At 74.1% G+C, this 15889-nt stretch carries 16 protein-coding genes; 7 read left to right on the forward strand and 9 right to left on the reverse strand.

The genetic code is table 11. The annotated features are described in order from the left end of the window. Nucleotides 1-274 precede the first annotated feature (274 nt). The 3 genes from M8330_RS13025 to M8330_RS13035 all read right to left on the reverse strand — a co-directional run bounded on the left by M8330_RS13025 (nucleotide 275) and on the right by M8330_RS13035 (nucleotide 2183). Nucleotides 275-421: a GPGG-motif small membrane protein gene (locus M8330_RS13025; RefSeq protein ID WP_250827688.1), complete on the reverse strand. Its 147-nt coding sequence runs from the start codon at nucleotides 419-421 to the stop codon at nucleotides 275-277. A 123-nt stretch (nucleotides 422-544) separates the two neighbouring features. Beyond that, nucleotides 545-985 carry a DUF5709 domain-containing protein gene (locus tag M8330_RS13030; RefSeq protein WP_250827689.1) on the reverse strand — a complete coding sequence of 147 codons (441 nt, stop codon included), beginning with the start codon at nucleotides 983-985 and terminating at the stop codon, nucleotides 545-547. Nucleotides 986-1112: 127 nt separating this feature from the next. Further along, entirely contained in the window at nucleotides 1113-2183 is a 1071-nt protein-coding gene (locus M8330_RS13035; RefSeq protein WP_250827690.1) for a mechanosensitive ion channel family protein, read from the reverse strand. A gap of 136 nt (nucleotides 2184-2319) precedes the next feature. Between M8330_RS13035 and xylB the strand changes: the two genes are divergently transcribed. Continuing rightward, nucleotides 2320-3705 carry a xylulokinase gene (gene xylB, locus M8330_RS13040; protein WP_250827691.1) on the forward strand — a complete coding sequence of 462 codons (1386 nt, stop codon included), beginning with the start codon at nucleotides 2320-2322 and terminating at the stop codon, nucleotides 3703-3705. Nucleotides 3706-3765: 60 nt separating this feature from the next. Here xylB and M8330_RS13045 read toward each other — a convergent pair whose 3' ends face one another. Further along, complete coding sequence (locus M8330_RS13045) at nucleotides 3766-4971, reverse strand: ROK family transcriptional regulator (protein WP_250053233.1); 1206 nt, start codon at nucleotides 4969-4971, stop codon at nucleotides 3766-3768. Nucleotides 4972-5155: 184 nt separating this feature from the next. Here M8330_RS13045 and M8330_RS13050 point away from each other — a divergent pair, with 184 nt between their 5' ends. The 3 genes from M8330_RS13050 to M8330_RS13060 are packed head-to-tail and all read left to right on the forward strand — an operon-like array spanning nucleotide 5156 to nucleotide 8333. Next, the gene (locus tag M8330_RS13050; RefSeq protein WP_250827692.1) at nucleotides 5156-6262 is read left to right on the forward strand and encodes a substrate-binding domain-containing protein; all 1107 of its coding nucleotides are present in this window, start codon (nucleotides 5156-5158) and stop codon (nucleotides 6260-6262) included. Next, entirely contained in the window at nucleotides 6262-7077 is an 816-nt protein-coding gene (locus tag M8330_RS13055) for an ATP-binding cassette domain-containing protein (RefSeq protein ID WP_250053237.1), read from the forward strand. The genes M8330_RS13050 and M8330_RS13055 overlap by 1 nt, the downstream gene beginning before the upstream one ends. Next, nucleotides 7074-8333, forward strand: a complete 1260-nt coding sequence (locus M8330_RS13060; protein ID WP_250053239.1) for a sugar ABC transporter permease — start codon at nucleotides 7074-7076, stop codon at nucleotides 8331-8333. Before M8330_RS13055 ends, M8330_RS13060 begins: the two co-directional genes overlap by 4 nt. Before the next feature lie 133 nt (nucleotides 8334-8466). On the opposite strand, the gene M8330_RS13065 is transcribed toward M8330_RS13060, so the two are convergent. Together M8330_RS13065 and M8330_RS13070 are read right to left on the reverse strand one after the other, a co-directional pair. Continuing rightward, entirely contained in the window at nucleotides 8467-9483 is a 1017-nt protein-coding gene (locus M8330_RS13065) for an LLM class F420-dependent oxidoreductase (protein WP_250053241.1), read from the reverse strand. A gap of 182 nt (nucleotides 9484-9665) precedes the next feature. Further along, nucleotides 9666-10250 carry a YbaK/EbsC family protein gene (locus tag M8330_RS13070; protein WP_250827693.1) on the reverse strand — a complete coding sequence of 195 codons (585 nt, stop codon included), beginning with the start codon at nucleotides 10248-10250 and terminating at the stop codon, nucleotides 9666-9668. Between the two features lie 158 nt (nucleotides 10251-10408). On the opposite strand from M8330_RS13070, the gene M8330_RS13075 reads away from it, so the two are divergent. Further along, complete coding sequence (locus M8330_RS13075; protein WP_250827694.1) at nucleotides 10409-11491, forward strand: glycerophosphodiester phosphodiesterase family protein; 1083 nt, start codon at nucleotides 10409-10411, stop codon at nucleotides 11489-11491. On the opposite strand, the gene M8330_RS13080 is transcribed toward M8330_RS13075, so the two are convergent. From M8330_RS13080 to M8330_RS13090, 3 genes are read right to left on the reverse strand one after another with little or no spacing between them, the layout of a single operon-like run. Then, nucleotides 11470-11769, reverse strand: a complete 300-nt coding sequence (locus M8330_RS13080; protein ID WP_250827695.1) for a PspC domain-containing protein — start codon at nucleotides 11767-11769, stop codon at nucleotides 11470-11472. The genes M8330_RS13075 and M8330_RS13080 overlap by 22 nt on opposite strands. Further along, nucleotides 11766-12227, reverse strand: coding sequence for a hypothetical protein (locus M8330_RS13085; protein ID WP_250827696.1), 462 nt, complete (start codon nucleotides 12225-12227; stop codon nucleotides 11766-11768). Before M8330_RS13085 ends, M8330_RS13080 begins: the two co-directional genes overlap by 4 nt. Further along, entirely contained in the window at nucleotides 12224-13618 is a 1395-nt protein-coding gene (locus M8330_RS13090) for a PspC domain-containing protein (RefSeq protein WP_250827697.1), read from the reverse strand. Before M8330_RS13090 ends, M8330_RS13085 begins: the two co-directional genes overlap by 4 nt. A 316-nt stretch (nucleotides 13619-13934) precedes the next feature. Between M8330_RS13090 and M8330_RS13095 the strand changes: the two genes are divergently transcribed. Further along, complete coding sequence (locus M8330_RS13095; protein ID WP_250827698.1) at nucleotides 13935-15218, forward strand: ATP-binding protein; 1284 nt, start codon at nucleotides 13935-13937, stop codon at nucleotides 15216-15218. Then, entirely contained in the window at nucleotides 15215-15883 is a 669-nt protein-coding gene (locus tag M8330_RS13100) for a LuxR C-terminal-related transcriptional regulator (RefSeq protein WP_250053253.1), read from the forward strand. Before M8330_RS13095 ends, M8330_RS13100 begins: the two co-directional genes overlap by 4 nt. Nucleotides 15884-15889 lie beyond the last annotated feature (6 nt).

Genomic DNA, 15889 nt, shown 5'->3' on the forward strand with positions numbered 1-15889 from the left:
ACACGAAGGCCTCCTTGGTGGCGGAGCGGTTCCTAGACAGCTCCACTCCACACCCGGGAGGCCTTCGTCCACCTACACCTCAGACCGTGTCGTCACACGATCTCGACCAACGTGCCTGGGCATCACACCTAGGAGGCGCGGAGTTGCCCCGAGCACGCCCCGGACACCACGAGGCCCCGGACGCTGCACAGCGTCCGGGGCCTCGTCGCGGACGACGGTGGCACACCGGCGTTCTGTCTCCCGCGTGCGGCATCGGGCGCCGCACGCGGGCAGGTCACGTGAAGAGCGAGACACCGCCCGGGCCGACCAGGAGGCCGACGATGACGAGCACCACGCCCCAGAGGATCTGGCCCCTGAAGAAGTTGACGATGCCTGCGACCACGAGGATCACGGCGAGGATCCAGAGGATGAATGCCAGCATGACTGCTCCTTTCGGTTCCCGGGAGCTCCCTGTCCCCGGGGGTGCGGAGTCGCCCGCGTGGCAGGCGCTCCGCGATGCGCGAGGGCTCCCCTCAGCCTCGCGTCACGATGGGTGGGTCGAGCGCTAGTCCTGCTCGACCACGTGCACGGCCGCCTCCTCGGCGGACGCGGCGGCGCCGTCGATGCCCACGTCGTCGCCGACGAGGTCCTTCTCGGTGTCGGCGGCCAGGCCCTCGTCGGGCGCCACCAGGCGCCCGGCGCTCTCGTCGCCCACCTCGCCGTCGGCGAGGTGCTCCGTCTCGGAGATCTCGGTCGTCTCGGCGTACGGGTCGGGCTCGGGGACCTCCTGCTCGACGCGCTGGTCGAGGGTCTCCCCGGTGGCCTCCTCGTAGGCGGTCGTGCCGTGGTCCTGCGCCGTGGAGTACTTCTCCGGCGGCGAGTACCCGCGGTCGAGGGCGTCGGCGACGTCGTCGTCGGCCAGCGTGTCCTCGGTGGGCAGCTGGTCGCTCTCCTCGACGGAGTGACCCTCGTAGGTCTCCTCGATGTCGTGCGGTCCGGTGCTCATGGCTCCGACACTAGGGCCGCGAACGGGCCCCTCCACTCACCCCGGCGGGCACACCCGGGAGCAGGGTTTGGCGTGCCCGCCGCCTGGATACGACCAGGTCAGAGGTGTTGTCACCAGGCGGACGCGGTCAGGCCTGGTGTGACGCCGGCGGCTCGCCGACACCCGGGGGAGTGAGCATCACGCGCTGGGTCGGCAGGCCCTCCGGGTTGTGCTCGCGCACCCAGCGGATCAGCCCCTCACGCACGTGGCAGCGCAGGTCGTAGAGCGTCGGCGCGTCCACCGCGGTGACGAGGATGCGCACGTGCACCCAGCCGCCGACGGCGTCGGTGATCTGGAAGTGGCCGACGCGGCCGTCCCACATCGCCCCGGCGTCCTCCAGGAGCGGGGTCAGCGCCTCGCGCATGCCCAGGGTGTCGACGCGCCAGTCGAGGTCGAACTCGACGGTGCCCATGAGCTCCGAGGACTTCCTGGTCCAGTTCTGGAACGGGTTGGAGATGAAGTAGGTGGACGGCAGGATCAGCCGCCGCTCGTCCCAGATCCGCACGACCACGTAGGAGAGCGTGATCTCCTCGATCCAGCCCCACTCGTTCTCCACGATCACCGCGTCGTCGACCTTGATCGCGTCGTTGAAGGCGAGCTGGATGCCGGCGAAGACGTTGGCCAGCGTCGACTGCGCGGCCAGGGCCGCGACCACCGAGATGAGGCCGGCCGAGGCCAGCACCGAGGCCCCCAGCGCGCGAACGCCCGGGAAGCTGAGCAGGATCGCGCCGACCGCGATGATCACCACCACCGCGACGGTGAGGCGACGGATCAACAGGATCTGGGTGCGGACGCGGCGGGCCACCCGGTTGTCCTTCACGTCCGTGCGGGCCCGGCCGAGCGTGAGGTCCTCGAGGAAGAGCAGCACGCTGGTCAGCAGCCAGGCGCCGACGCCGATCGAGACGATCCGCAGCGCCAGCTGGGCGAAGGTCCACCACCAGTCCGAGTCGTCGCGCGGGGTGATCGAGTGCACCCACCCGGTCACGCTCAGCACCACGACCATGACCCGGAACGGCTTGCGGCACGCGTCGGCGACCCAGGTGGCGGGCTTCCACCTCCTCCCGGCGACCGTGAGCACGACCCGGGCGCCGATGATGACGGCGAGCCCGAGGAGGGCGAAGACGAGAGCGGCGACCAGGGCGTCGACGAGATCCGGCATGCGCCCCATCGTCGCGGTGCCACCCAAGCGCCCGCGAGCGCCCGTTCGGGCATGGTCGGTGTGCGGGTGGCCGACATCACGCGCCCGCCTCGACCTCACGTTGACCGAGGTCACACCGCCGGGTTGACTGGCGCGCGTGGCCATCGTGATGGGAGTCGACTCCAGCACCCAGTCGACCAAGGTCGTCCTCGTCGACGCGGACGACGGCACCGTGCTCGAGCAGCGGTCGGCACCGCACCCCCCGGGCACCGAGGTGGACCCGCGGGCCTGGCTGGCCGCCTTCGACGAGGCCTCCGCCGGGCTGCTCGAGCGCGCCGAGGCCGTGGCGGTGGCGGGGCAGCAGCACGGCATGGTGGCGCTGGACGCCGCCGGCGAGCCGGTGCGCGACGCGCTGCTGTGGAACGACACCCGCTCCGCCTCGTCCGCGGTGGACCTGATCGCCGAGATGGGCGGCCCCGCGGCGTGCGCGCAGGTCACCGGCTCGGTGATGGTCGCCTCGATCACCGCCTCGAAGCTGCGCTGGATGCGCGACCACGAGCCCGAGAACGCCGCGCGCACCGCCTCGGTGCTGCTGCCGCACGACTACCTCTCCGCGCACCTGGCCGCGTCCGGCACCGAGCCGTTCACCGACGCCGGCGACGCCTCGGGCACCGGCTACTTCGCCACCGCCGAGGGCCGCTGGCGCCCGGACCTGGCCGCTGCCGCGCTGGGCCACGAGGTCGCCCTGCCCCGGGTCGTCGGGCCCGGCCAGGTGGCCGGTCGCACCGCCGCCGGGCAGGTGCTGGCCGCCGGTACCGGGGACAACGCCGGTGCGGCGCTCGGGCTGTCGCTGGCCACCGGCGACGTGCTGCTCTCCGTCGGCACCTCCGGCGTGGCCTCGACGATCAGCTCCTCCCCGATCGCCGACCCCACCGGCACCGTGACCGGCTTCGCCGACGCGGCCGGTGGCTTCCTGCCGATGGTCACCACGATCAACGCCGCGCGCATCCTCGACCTCCAGGCCGTCTGGCTGGGGGTCGACGTGCACGCGCTGGCCGACCTCGCGCTCCAGGCCCCGCCGGGGGCGAACGGCGTCGTGCTCTCGCCCTACTACGGCGGTGAGCGCTCACCGAACCGCCCCGACGCCGTCGGGACGTGGACGGGCCTGCGCTCCACCACCACCCGCGCCGACCTGGCACGCGCCGCCTTCGAGGCGCTCGCCTGCAGCCTCGCGGACGGCGTCGAGCAGCTGTCGGCCCTGAGCGGTCAGGACGCCGGCAGGGTGCTGCTCGTTGGCGGTGCCACGCGCAGCCCCGCGCTGCAGCAGATCCTCCCCGCCGTCCTCGGTCGCCCGGTCGAGCTGCCGCCGCCGGGGGAGTACGTGGCCCTCGGCGCCGCGCGCCAGGCCGCCTGGGCGCTGTCGGGCGCGGACGAGCCGCCGTCGTGGCCGATGCCCGGGCTGCAGGTGCTCGAGGCAGAGCCGACCCCCGCCGTCCGGGAGGCCTACCTCGCGCTCAAGGCCGCCGTGGAGCCCTGGGCTTGATCGCTGGGCCTGATCGCTGGGCCTGATCGTCGGGCCGGACCCGGGCCGGACCCGGGAGCCTCAGACCACCTCGGCCAGGTCCACCTGCTCGGCCGCCACCAGCAGGCTGCCCAGCAGGCTGGCGCGCTCGCCGAGCGACCCGACGGCGACGGGGGTGAGCGCGACGGCGTCCAGCGCGTGCCGACGCAGGCCGATCCGCGCGCTCTCCAGGACCAGCTCGCCGGCCTGCCCCATGCGCCCGCCGATCACCACGATGGCGGGGTTGAAGAGGTTGACGATGCTCGCCAGGGCCCAGCCGAGGTGCAGGCCGGCGTCCTCGATCGCGCGTCGGGCGGCGACCGAGCCCTCCTCGGCGGCGCTGACGATCTGGGGGAACCCGGCGTCCGGGAGCTGGCCGGCCATCATCTGCTGGACGGTCTGGATCGAGGCGTAGGCCTCCAGGCAGCCGCGGCTGCCGCAGCGGCACAGCGGGCCCTGCTCGTCCAGCGTGAGGTGGCCGATCTCGCCGGCGCTGCCGCTGGCGCCGCGGAAGAGCTGGTCGGCGACGATCAGCCCGCCGCCGACGCCGTGGCTGATCTTGACGAAGAACGAGCTGTGCAGCCCTCGGGCGACCCCGAGCCGGTGCTCGGCGAGCGCGCCCAGGTTGGCGTCGTTCTCCAGGGTCACGGGCACCGAGAACGCCGCCCGGGCGGCCGCGAGCGCGTCCACGCCCTCCCAGCCCGGGAAGATGTTGGCCGACCCGACGCTCTGGCCCTGGATGGGCGCGGCCAGGCCCAGCGTGACGTGGCGCAGCGGGGCCTGCGGCACCTGGCCGAGCAGCGCCTCCAGCGTCGACCGCGCCGCCGCGAGCGCGCGGCCGTGGTCGGGCTCGGGCGCGAGGGCCACCCGCTCGGAGACCAGGAGCCTCCCGGAGAGGTCGCCGACCGCGACGGCCACGTGCTCGTGGCCGAAGTCGACCCCGGCCACGTACCCGGCCGTGGGGGAGAGACGGACGACGGACCCGCGACGCCCACCGCCGGCCAGGGTCTCCAGCACGCCGGCGGCGGTGAGGTCGCGGACGATGTTGGAGACCGTCGCCGGCGCCAGCCCGGTCTCGCGGGCCAGGCTCGCCTGGGAGAAGGCAGTGGGCGGCACCGGTGCGTCCTCGGCGGACGCGCTGCCGTCCGCGACCGCGTCGTCGTCCACCGCCAGCCGACGCAGGACGTCGAGCACGCGACGTCGGTTCGCCGTCCGCAGGGAGGACGGGGAACCAGGAGCCTGAACCATGAGCGAACTGTGACGCACGTCTCTCCTTCAAGCAAGCCGCAACGTTCAACACCTGAACGTTAGTCGCCGAGAGAGCGGTAACGAGGTCGTTATGCGTTCACGTCTTGACGAATATCGATGTGACGGCCAACACTCCTCCTGGGCGCCGGGTCGTGGTGCCCGTCACACGAAGGAGTTCTCTGCCTTGACCAGTCGTCTTTCCCGTCTCGCCCTCATCGGGGCGACCGTGGCGCTCGGCGCCAGCACCTTCGCCGCCTGCGGCGCCAACGAGGCCACCACCGACTCGGGCTCCGGCTCCGACTCGGCGTCCGGCGCCACCATCGCGCTCCTGCTGCCCGAGTCGAAGACCACTCGCTACGAGGCCTTCGACAAGCCGCTCTTCGAGGCGGCCGTGGCCGACCTCTGCTCCGACTGCACCGTCGACTACTACAACGCCGACCAGGACGAGTCGAAGCAGCAGCAGCAGCTCACCACCGCGCTGAACGCCGGCGCCTCCGTGATCGTGCTCGACCCCGTCAACGGCGCCGGTGCCACCGGGATGGTCTCCGAGGCCCAGGGCCAGGACGTCCCGGTCATCGCCTACGACCGGTTCATCGAGGGCGCGGACTACTACATGTCCTTCGACAACGAGACCGTCGGCAAGATGCAGGCCGAGGCCCTCGTCGACGCCATGGGCGGTTCCGGCGACATCCTCATGCTCAACGGTGCCCCGTCCGACCCGAACGCCGCGCAGTTCAAGGCCGGCGCCCACTCGGTGCTCGACTCCACCTCGGGGGTGACCATCCTCGAGGAGTACGACAACCCCGACTGGAGCCCCGAGAACGCCCAGCAGTGGACCACCGACCAGCTGAGCAAGTACGACCCCTCCGAGGTCGCCGGCGTCTACGCCGCCAACGACGGCCAGGCCGGCGGCGTCGTCGCGGCCTTCACCGGCTCGGGCGTGGCGCGCGACGCGCTGCCCCCGATCACCGGCCAGGACGCCGAGATCGCCGCGATCCAGCGCATCCTCGCGGGCGAGCAGGCCATGACCATCTACAAGCCGATCCCGATCGAGGCGGAGACCGCCGCCGAGATCGCGGTCGACCTGGCCACCGGCGAGGACGTCCCGGACACCACCGACACCGGGGTCGACCAGTCGACCTACAACGACGTGGCGTCGTTCATCTTCACGCCCATCGCGGTGACCCAGGACAACGTGGCCGACACGATCATCGCCGACGGCTTCTACTCCGCCTCCGACATCTGCACCGGCGACTACGCCGCCGCGTGTGAGGCGGCTGGCATCTCCTGATGACCACCGCTGCTGCGCCGGTGAGGGAGAGCGTGCTCTCCCTCACCGGCATCAACAAGAGGTTCGGCGCCGTCCAGGCGCTGACGGACGTCCACCTGGACGTGGCGGCCGGCGAGGTCGTCGCGCTGGTGGGCGACAACGGCGCGGGCAAGTCGACCCTCGTCAAGGTCATCTCCGGCGTCTACCAGCCCGACGAGGGCGACATCACCTTCGCCGGCCGCAAGGTCACCGTGGGTGGCCCGAGCGAGGCGCAGGCCCTGGGCATCGCCACCGTCTTCCAGGACCTCGCCCTGTGCGACAACCTGGACGTGGTGGCCAACCTGTTCCTCGGTCAGGAGAAGCGCCGCGGCGGTCTCATCGACGAGGTCGAGATGGAGAAGGAGTCGTGGCGCCTGCTGCGCACCCTCTCCGCCAAGATCCCCTCGGTGCGCATCCCGATCGCCGGGCTCTCGGGCGGTCAGCGCCAGACGGTCGCGATCGCCCGCTCGCTCATCGGCAACCCCAAGGTGGTCATGCTGGACGAGCCGACCGCGGCCCTGGGCGTGGCCCAGACCGCCGAGGTGCTCAACCTCGTCGAGCGGCTGCGCGAGAACGGTCTCGGGGTCATCCTCATCAGCCACAACATGGCCGACGTCCAGGCCGTCTCGGACCGCATCGCGGTGCTGCGGCTGGGCCGCAACGCCGCGGAGTTCGTCACCAAGGAGACGAGCACCGCCGAGCTGGTCGCGGCCATCACGGGCGCCTCGGACAACGTCGTCACCGCTCGCGCGGCGCGCACCGGCGCCGCCGACGGTTCGAAGGGAGGCCCGGCATGAGCCAGGCACCGACCGAGCCCACCGCCTCGTCCGTGGCCGCGGACGCCTCCGACGAGCGGCTGATCCAGAGCCAGGGCATCGGGGGCGTCCTGTCCGGCTTCGTCAACCGCGTGCGCGGTGGCGAGCTGGGCATGCTCCCGGTGATCGTGGGCCTGATCGTGATCGCGATCGTCTTCCAGCTCAACGAGCCGACGTTCCTCTCCTCGCGCAACCTGGTGTCGATCACCCAGTTCGCCGCCCCCGTGGGCGTCATCTCGCTGGGCATCGTGCTGGTCCTGCTGCTGGGCGAGATCGACCTCTCGGTGGGCTCCGTCTCCGGCTTCGCGGCCGCCTCCATGGCCGTCCTGATGGACTCCCGTGGCTGGGACCTGCTGCCGGCGCTGCTCGTCGGCATCCTCGTCGGCACCGCGATCGGCTGCCTCTACGCGCTGCTGTACACGTGGATCGGCGTGCCGAGCTTCGTGTTCTCGCTGGCCGGCCTGCTCGCCTTCCAGGGCGCGCTGCTGTTCGTCCTGGGGGACAAGGGCACCGTGGTGCTCCCGCAGGACTCGGCGCTGCGCAGCTTCGCCCGCGAGAAGTTCCTCTCCGACGGGCAGGCCTACGTCCTGCTCGTGGTGATCGTGGTGGCCTACGTGGTCAGCAACCTGCTGACCATCCGGCGTCGGCGGGCCGCGGGCCTCACCCCGCCGTCCCTGCCCCTGGTGCTGGTGAAGGCCGGCCTGCTCCTCGTGGGGCTGGGCTACCTCACCTACTACCTCGGCATCGACCGCGGCTGGTCGTACCTGCCGGTGCTCTTCGCGCTGCTGGTCTTCCTCGTGGACCTCGCGCTGCGGCGCACCACCTGGGGCCGGCACGTGTTCGCCGTGGGCGGCAACGAGGAGGCGGCCCGTCGCTCCGGCATCCGGGTGCCGGCGATCTACGTCTCCGTGTTCGCGCTCTGCTCCACCTTCGCGGCGCTCGGCGGCATCCTGATCGCGGGCCAGCTCACGAGCGTCTCGCAGAGCTCCGGCACCACCGACACCAACCTCACCGCCATCGCGGCGGCGGTCATCGGTGGCACCAGCCTCTTCGGCGGCCGCGGCTCGGCCTGGTCGGCGATGCTCGGCATCGTCGTGCTCCAGTCGATCCAGTCGGGGCTGAACCTGATGAACGTGGACTCCTCGGTCCGCTTCATCGTCACCGGCGCCGTGCTGCTGCTGGCGGTGGCCATCGACTCGGTCTCCCGCAAGGCACGGACCAGCTCCGGGCGCGGCTAGCGACGCGCACCGGTCCCCGGCACGAGCCCGAGGGCGGGCAGGACGACGAGGGCCGGGTCGGCAGGGAGACCTGCCGGCCCGGCCCTCGTCGCCGTCCGGAGTCGTGCTGGGAGTCGTGCTGGAGGGGTGCCGCTCAGGCCACCCACTCCTTGAGCTGGGCGATGGTCGCGGCCGGGTCCTGCGTGGCCGGCATGACCTGGAGGTTGGTGACGCCGGCGGCGCGGAACGCCTCGATCCGGTCCTTCACGTAGCCCTCGGGGCCGACGAGGTTGCCGGCCTCCAGCCAGGCGGTCGGCACGGCTGCCTCGGCGTCCTTCTTGTGCCCGGCCAGGTACAGCTCCTGGATCTTGGTGGCCTCCTCCTCGAAGCCGTAGGAGCAGGCGAGGTCGAAGTAGAAGTTCTTGCCCCGCGCGCCCATGCCGCCGACGTAGAGCGCGTACATGGGGCGGGCGAGGTCGAGCATGGGCTGCACGTCGTCGCCGATGCAGACCATGCCGCCGGTGCTGATCTCCAGCGGGGCCAGCGAGGCGTCCCGCTTGGCGGCGCCCTTCGCGAGGGCGGCGCCCCAGACCTCGTCCGCCTTCTCGGGCAGGAAGAGGAAGGGCAGCCAGCCGTCGGCGACCTCGGCGGTCATCGCGACGTTCTTCTCGCCCAGCGCGGCGACGTAGATCGGGATCGTGTCGCGCTCGGGCCGGGTGAGGATCTTCAGCGGCTTGCCCAGCCCCAGGCCCTGGTCGGCCGGCAGCGGCAGGCTGAAGATGCCCTCGCTGGTCAGCGGCTCGCGGCGCAGCCCCGAGCGCACGAGGCGGATCACCTCGCGGGTGCGGCCCAGCGGCTTGTCGTAGGGCATCCCGTGGAAGCCCTCGATGACCTGCGGGCCGCTGGCGCCCAGACCGAGCACGGCGCGCCCGCCGGAGACGTTGTCCAGGCCGGCGGCCGTCTGCAGCAGGGCGCCCGGGGTGCGGGAGTAGACGTTGAGGATGCCCGAGGCGATCTCGATCGTGTCGGTCTTGGCGGCCAGGTAGCCCATCAGCGTGGGGGAGTCGAAGCCGTACGCCTCGGCCACCCACACGGTGTCGAGGCCTGCCTTCTCCAGCGCGGCGACCTGGTCGGCCGCCTCGCGCGGGTTGCCGGCGTACATGAGGGGCATGGACAGCTTCACGGGTGACCTCGCTGTGACTTGCTGGGCGGGTGGGGCCGGGGGTGGGACTGGGTGTCGCCCGACGCCGTGGCCGGACGAGGCGGGGCCGGCGCGCCCGACGTGGCGCGCGTCACCCGCGACCGTGACAGTAGCACTGTCACGGTCCCGCTCGGGAGAGCCGCGAGCGGCGCTCAGCCCACCGGGCGCGCCAGCGCCTCGACCTCCTGCGCGCCCGGCAGCGTCCGCACCAGGTCGCCGGGGAGCAGCACCTTCGAGCGCCGCAGGCCCGAGCCCAGCACCACCAGCGGCGCCTGCGCGACGGCGGCGTCGACCAGCACGGGCCAGCCGGACGGCAGACCGAGCGGGGTGATGCCGCCGTGCTCCATGCCGGACTCCGCCACCGCCCGCTCGTGCGCCAGGAACGAGCACTTGCGCACGTCGAGCAGCCGCTTGACCGCGCCGTTGACGTCCGCCCGGGTGTCGGCGCGCACCACGCACGCCGCGACCCGTTCCTCCCCGGCCCGTCTCCCCGCGACCACCACGCAGTTCGCGCCGGCGGCGTCCGGCAGGCCCAGGGCGGCGTTGAGCGCCGCCGTGTCCGCGAGGTCGGGGTCGATGCCGACGACCAGCGCGCGGCCGGCGTCCGCCCACCCGCGCAGGGCGGCGGTGACGGGGTCGGCCAGGAGGTCGGGGCGCTCGAGGGCGGGCACCGGGTCGAGGGCCAGCAGGGCCGGGTGGTCGGTGAGGGCGGGGAGGGCGTCGAGCGGGTCGGTCACGCCCCCATCCTGCGCGAGCGCCGGTGAGGCAGGCCCCGGTGAGGGAGATGTCGGCCGGCGGGGCGTGTGAGGCAGCGCGCACGCTCGCCGTCCACCTCTCACCTCGCGTTCACCTCGCTGTCGTCGCGCTGTCAGGGTCCCCGCGCACGTTGGGTGGCGTGACTGAGAAGCTCCGCGCGCGTCACCCGCTCCACCGCACCGGTTCCCTCGCCGTGACCCCGGCCGTTGTCGGGCACCGTGGGGCGAGCGGCTACCGGCCCGAGCACACGCTGGAGTCCTACCGGCTCGCCATCGCCCAGGGCGCCGACGACATCGAGCTCGACCTGGTGGTCAGTGCCGACGGTGTCCTCCTCGCCCGGCACGAGCCGGACCTCGCCTTCTCCACCGACGTCGCCTCCCGCCCCGCACTGGCCGACCGGCGCAGCGTCCGGGTGATCGACGGGGAGCCGGTGGAGTCCTGGTTCGCCGACCAGCTGACGCTGGCGGAGATCCGCACGCTGGGGGCGGTCGAGCGGTTCGCGGACGTGCGCCCGGGCTCCGCCGAGCACGACGGGGCGTTCGGCGTCCCGACCCTGGACGAGGTCCTCAGCCTCGTCGCCCGGGAGACCGCGGCCCGCGGCCGCACGGTGGGCGTGCGGCTGGAGATCAAGGACGCCGCCTACTTCGCCTCCCGGGGGCTGCCCATCGAGGAGCCGCTGCTGGACTCCCTGGCCCGCTTCGGGCTCGACCACGCCCGCTCGCGCGTCACGATCATGTCCTTCGAGCCGACGATCCTCCAGCGGCTCGCGCCGCTGACCCGGGTGCCGCTGGTGCAGCTGCTGGACGAGCCGCACCTGCGCCCGGCCGACCTGGAGGCGGCGGGGGACCCCCGCACCTTCGCCGACCTGGGCAGCCCGGCCGGGCTCGCGCTGATCGAGCGCTACGCCGACGGCGTCGGCCCCCGGCACACCTGGCTCGTGGACGAGGTGGTGGGCCCCGACGGCAGCGCCGCCGTCGTCCCCACCGACTTCGTGCGGCACGCGCACCGCGAGTGGCTCACGGTCCACACCTGGACGCTGCGCCCGGAGAACCGCTTCCTGCCCGCCGCCTTCCGACGTCCGGACGACGCAGCCGGCCAGGGTGACCTGGCCGGCTACGCGCAGCGGCTGCTGGAGTACGGCGTCGACGCCCTCATCACCGACGCCCCGGACGTGTGCCTCGCGGCCCGGGACGCCGACGTTCAGGAGTCGTTGGCGGGCTGAGCGCCGGCAGCGACGGGCTGCCCGGACTGCCCCGACTTCTCCGTGGCGGCCGGGGCCGGCGGGGTGCCGGTGGCCCCGGCCCAGCCGAGGGTGGCGGGGGCCTGCGGCACCAGCAGCCAGGCGGCCACGTAGACCACGACGAGGACGCCGGCGCCGAGCACGGTGCCGGCCACGACGGCCAGGCGTACCAGGTTGGCGTCCACGTCCAGGTGCTCGGCCAGGCCGCCGCAGACGCCTCCGGCGATCTTGTCCTCCTGCGAGCGGTACAGCTTCCTCATCGTCCTTCTCCTGTCTCATCGGTGGTCTCGTCGGTGGTGCCCGGCGGCGCCTCGTCCGGGTGGTCCCAGGCGCTCAGCGGGCGGGTCTCGTCGGGGGCGGCGGGCTGCTGGGTGGGCTGCTGGGCCTGGTACTCCTCCCACGCCTGCCGGCGGTGGCGGAGGTCCTCCTCCTCGAGCCAGTGGCGGTAGGCCTCGCGGTGGGCCTCCTCGGCGCGCTCGCGCCGCCGTCGTCCGCCGAGCACGGCGGTGAGGAGACCGGCCACGCCGGCCAGGACCCACGGCAGGGGCAGCAGCCAGCGCAGGTCGCCGCGCTCGACGACGTCGGCCTGGACGAGGGCCCAGGTGGCGGCGAGGCCGAGGAGCACGAGGCCCATGACCAGGTGCGTGACGTTGACGGGATGGGTGCCGCCGGTGGGCTCCTGCGGCTCGCGCAGGTCGGGGGCGGGGTGCGTGCTCATCGGGTGGTCACCTCGATCCGGCCCAGCTCGACGCTCGCGTCGATCGTGAGCAGCGGGGCCTCGGGGGCGGGGGAGAGGACGGGGCGGGAGACCGGCACGGACGCGGCCGTGCCGTCGCCCTCGGGGTCGTAGACCCGGCGGGTCAGCGATCCTTCGGTGTTGATGCCGTCGTAGGTGACGCCGAGCAGGTCGAGCTCGCCGGCGCCGTTGACGGCGCCCGTCACGTCGACGGCCAGGCCCTCGGGGACGACGACGAGCAGCTCGCCGACGCCCAGCTCGAGGTCCAGGGTGCGACCGTCGAGCCCGGCCAGCTCGTCCGCGGAGAGGCCCGTGAGGTCGACCTCCATCTGGCCGAGGTCCTGGGAGTAGGAGTCACCGAGCTCGGTGGCCGCGACCGGGGCGACCGCGGTGCGGGGCGCCTCGATCCGCTCGACCGCGCCGCTGACCAGCGTCGCGACGGCGAGCAGCAGGCCCAGGGCGATGACGCCGCCCGCCCGACCCCAGAAGGCACCCACGAGGAGCACCACGGCCGCCACGACCACGCCGAGGGCCGGGTACGCCGAGCCCGGCACGTCGAGGCCGGCGACGTCCACGACACCGAGGACGCCCCAGGCGAGCAGCAGCAGCGCCAGGGTGGGGCCGAAGAGCAGCGGGCCGCGCTTGCGCGGGTCCCGCGGGGGCAGGGGCGGCTGGAAGGGGCGGTAGGCCGCGCCCTCGGCCGCGGGCGAGGTCACCGGCCCGGTCGCGGGGCCCGTCGCGGGGCCCGTCGCGGGGCCCGTCGTCCCGACGGCGTACGCCGTCCCGGGCTGCTGAGGGCCCGCCTGGGGGTGCGAGGGCTGGGGGTGCGAGGACTGGTGGTACGGCGAGTTCTGCGGGGGCTGGTCCCCCGAGCGGCGGGTCACCAGCCACACCACCAGGGCGGCGAGCAGCACCAGGCCCCAGGGGACGTCGAAGACCCCGAGGCTCGTGTCGACCAGGTCGGCCACGAGGGCCAGCGCGGCCACGGCGAGGGCCAGGGTGAGCGCCACGGTGCGGCTCCGGTCGTCCAGCCGCAGGGTCGCGGGACGGCCGTCGTCGGTGGGCAGCAGCAGCCAGCCGGCCAGGTACAGCAGAAGCCCGGCACCGCCGAAGAACGCGAGCACGACGAACCCGACGCGGAGGATGACCGGGTCGACGTCGAGGTGGCGGGCCAGTCCGCCGGCCACGCCGGCGACGGTCTTGTCGGAGGTGGAGCGGCGCAGGCGGCGCAGGTCGCGGACCTGGGCGCCGGTGACGCGCGGTCCGCCGTCCTGCGGGCCCGGGCCAGGGGCGGCCGGGCCGGGGGTGGCCGGGCCGGGCGCGGACTCGCCGCGGGCGTCGCTGCCCGGGGCGTCGGGGCTGGTGGTGTCCATGGCTCCACTCTCCAGCGCCGGCGACCCCACCACCATCGGGGACGACCCTGGTCCGGCACCGTCCTCGACCCCGAGGACCTCCGGCCCGGGCCCCGGGGCCGCCCCTCGGTGGTGGAGGGGGTCGCCCCTCGTCTCGGTGATGACCCTGAGTCCCGGGCAGGCAGGACCAGGGGCCTCACCGGTCCCGCGCGCGCCCGTGTGGTGGGAGAGTGGGAGCACCATGACGAGCACCGAGCCCCGACCCGCGGCACCGGCGGAGCAGCCACCCCCGCCCGGCGCGGCGCCCGGTCCTGTGCCCGGTCCTGTGCCCGGTCCTGTGCCCGGTCCCGCGCCCGGTCCGTGGGCCGCCACCCGCCGCGCCTACCGCGACACCGAGGCACCGGTGCTCGGCGGCGTGGCCGCCGGCCTCGCCCACCACCTGGGGCTGGGCGTGCTGACCGTGCGGGTCGCGTTCCTCGTCGCCGCGGTGCTCGGCGGCCTCGGGGTCGCGCTCTACGCCGGCCTCTGGCTCTTCCTCCCGCCCGCGCGCGAGGCGGCGCTGGCCCCCGGGCTCGCCGGGCACGAGCGCACCGGCCGCCGCCAGGGTGCCGGACGACGGATGGCGGACGTCGGCCCGCTCGTCGCGCTGGCCGCGCTCGGCGTCGGCGTGCTGCTCCTGCTCGAGGCGGTGCTCGGCCGGGCCGCGGTGTTCTGGCCGCTGGCCGTCGCGGTCGTCGGCGTCGCCCTGCTCTGGCGCCAGGCCGACGAGGCCCAGCGCGAGCGGTGGCTCGACCCCCGCTCGGGGCTCGACCCCGTCCGGATGGTCTTCGGCAACGGCGGCTGGGCCGCCTACGCCCGGGTCGCCGCCGGCCTGCTGCTGGTGCTCGCGGCGCTGGGGTGGTTCGTGCTCAGCGACGGCTCCCTGGCCGGCGCGTGGGACCTGGCGCTCGCCGCCGGGCTCGGCGTCGCCGGCATCGCCGTGGTGGTCGGGCCGTGGGTGCACCGCCTGGCCAGCGACCTCGGCGCCGAGCGCGAGGAGCGCGTGCGCAGCCAGGAGCGCGCCGACATGGCCGCCCACCTGCACGACTCGGTGCTCCAGACCCTGGCGCTGATCCAGCGCTCCGCGGACGACCCCGCCACCGTCGCCCGGCTCGCCCGCGCCCAGGAGCGGGACCTGCGCTCCTGGCTCTACGCCCAGGACGAGACGGGTGCCGAGACGCTGGCCGGCGCGCTGCGCGCCCTGGCTGCCGACACCGAGGGACGCTTCCCGGTGACCGTCGAGGTGGTCGTCGTCGGGGACGCCCCCTGGTCCGAGGGGCTGCGGCCCGTCGTGGCCGCGGCCGGCGAGGCGGTGGTGAACGCCGCGAAGCACGCCGGCGTCGACCGGGTCGACGTCTACGCCGAGGTCGGGGCGCGCGAGGTCGAGGTCGACGTCCGCGACCGCGGTGCCGGGTTCGACCCCGACGCGGTCGCCGAGGACCGGCTGGGCCTGCGTCGCTCCGTGCACGAGCGGATGGCCCGGCACGGCGGCCGCGCCGTCGTCCGCACCGCCCCCGGCGAGGGCACCGAGATCCGGCTGTACCTGCCCCTGCCCGACCCCGCCCCAGGAGACGACCGATGAGCAGCACCCCCACCCCCGGCACCGGCCCGGCCCGCGTGGTCGTGGTGGACGACCACGCCATGTTCCGCGCCGGCGTGCGCGCCGAGCTCGGCCATGCCGGCGCGGGCGTGGTGGAGGTGGTCGCGGAGGCCGCCGACGTGGACGAGGCGGTCGCGGCCGTCGAGGCCCACCAGCCCGACGTCGTCCTGCTGGACGTGCACCTGCCCGGCGGCGGGGGAGCGGAGGTGATGCGGCGTGCGCGCACCGAGGCCCGGTTCCTCGCGCTCAGCGTCAGCGACGCCGCCGAGGACGTCATCGGCACGATCCGCGGCGGGGCCCGCGGCTACGTCACCAAGACGATCACCGGGGCCGAGCTGGTCGACGCGATCCGCCGCGTGCGCGACGGCGACGCCGTGTTCTCGCCCCGGCTGGCGGGCTTCGTGCTCGACGCGTTCTCGGGCACCTTCGAGGTCGCCCAGATCGACACCGACCTCGACCGGCTCACCGAGCGCGAGCGCGAGGTGATGCGGCTGATCGCCCGCGGCTACGCCTACAAGGAGGTCGCCTCGGAGCTGTTCATCTCGGTGAAGACCGTGGAGACCCACATGTCCAGCGTGCTGCGCAAGCTCCAGCTCTCCTCGCGCCACGAGCTGACCCGGTGGGCCAGCGACCGACGGCTCCTCTGAGCCCCC

Source organism: Nocardioides bruguierae, assembly GCF_023656415.1.
Taxonomy (GTDB): domain Bacteria; phylum Actinomycetota; class Actinomycetes; order Propionibacteriales; family Nocardioidaceae; genus Nocardioides; species Nocardioides bruguierae.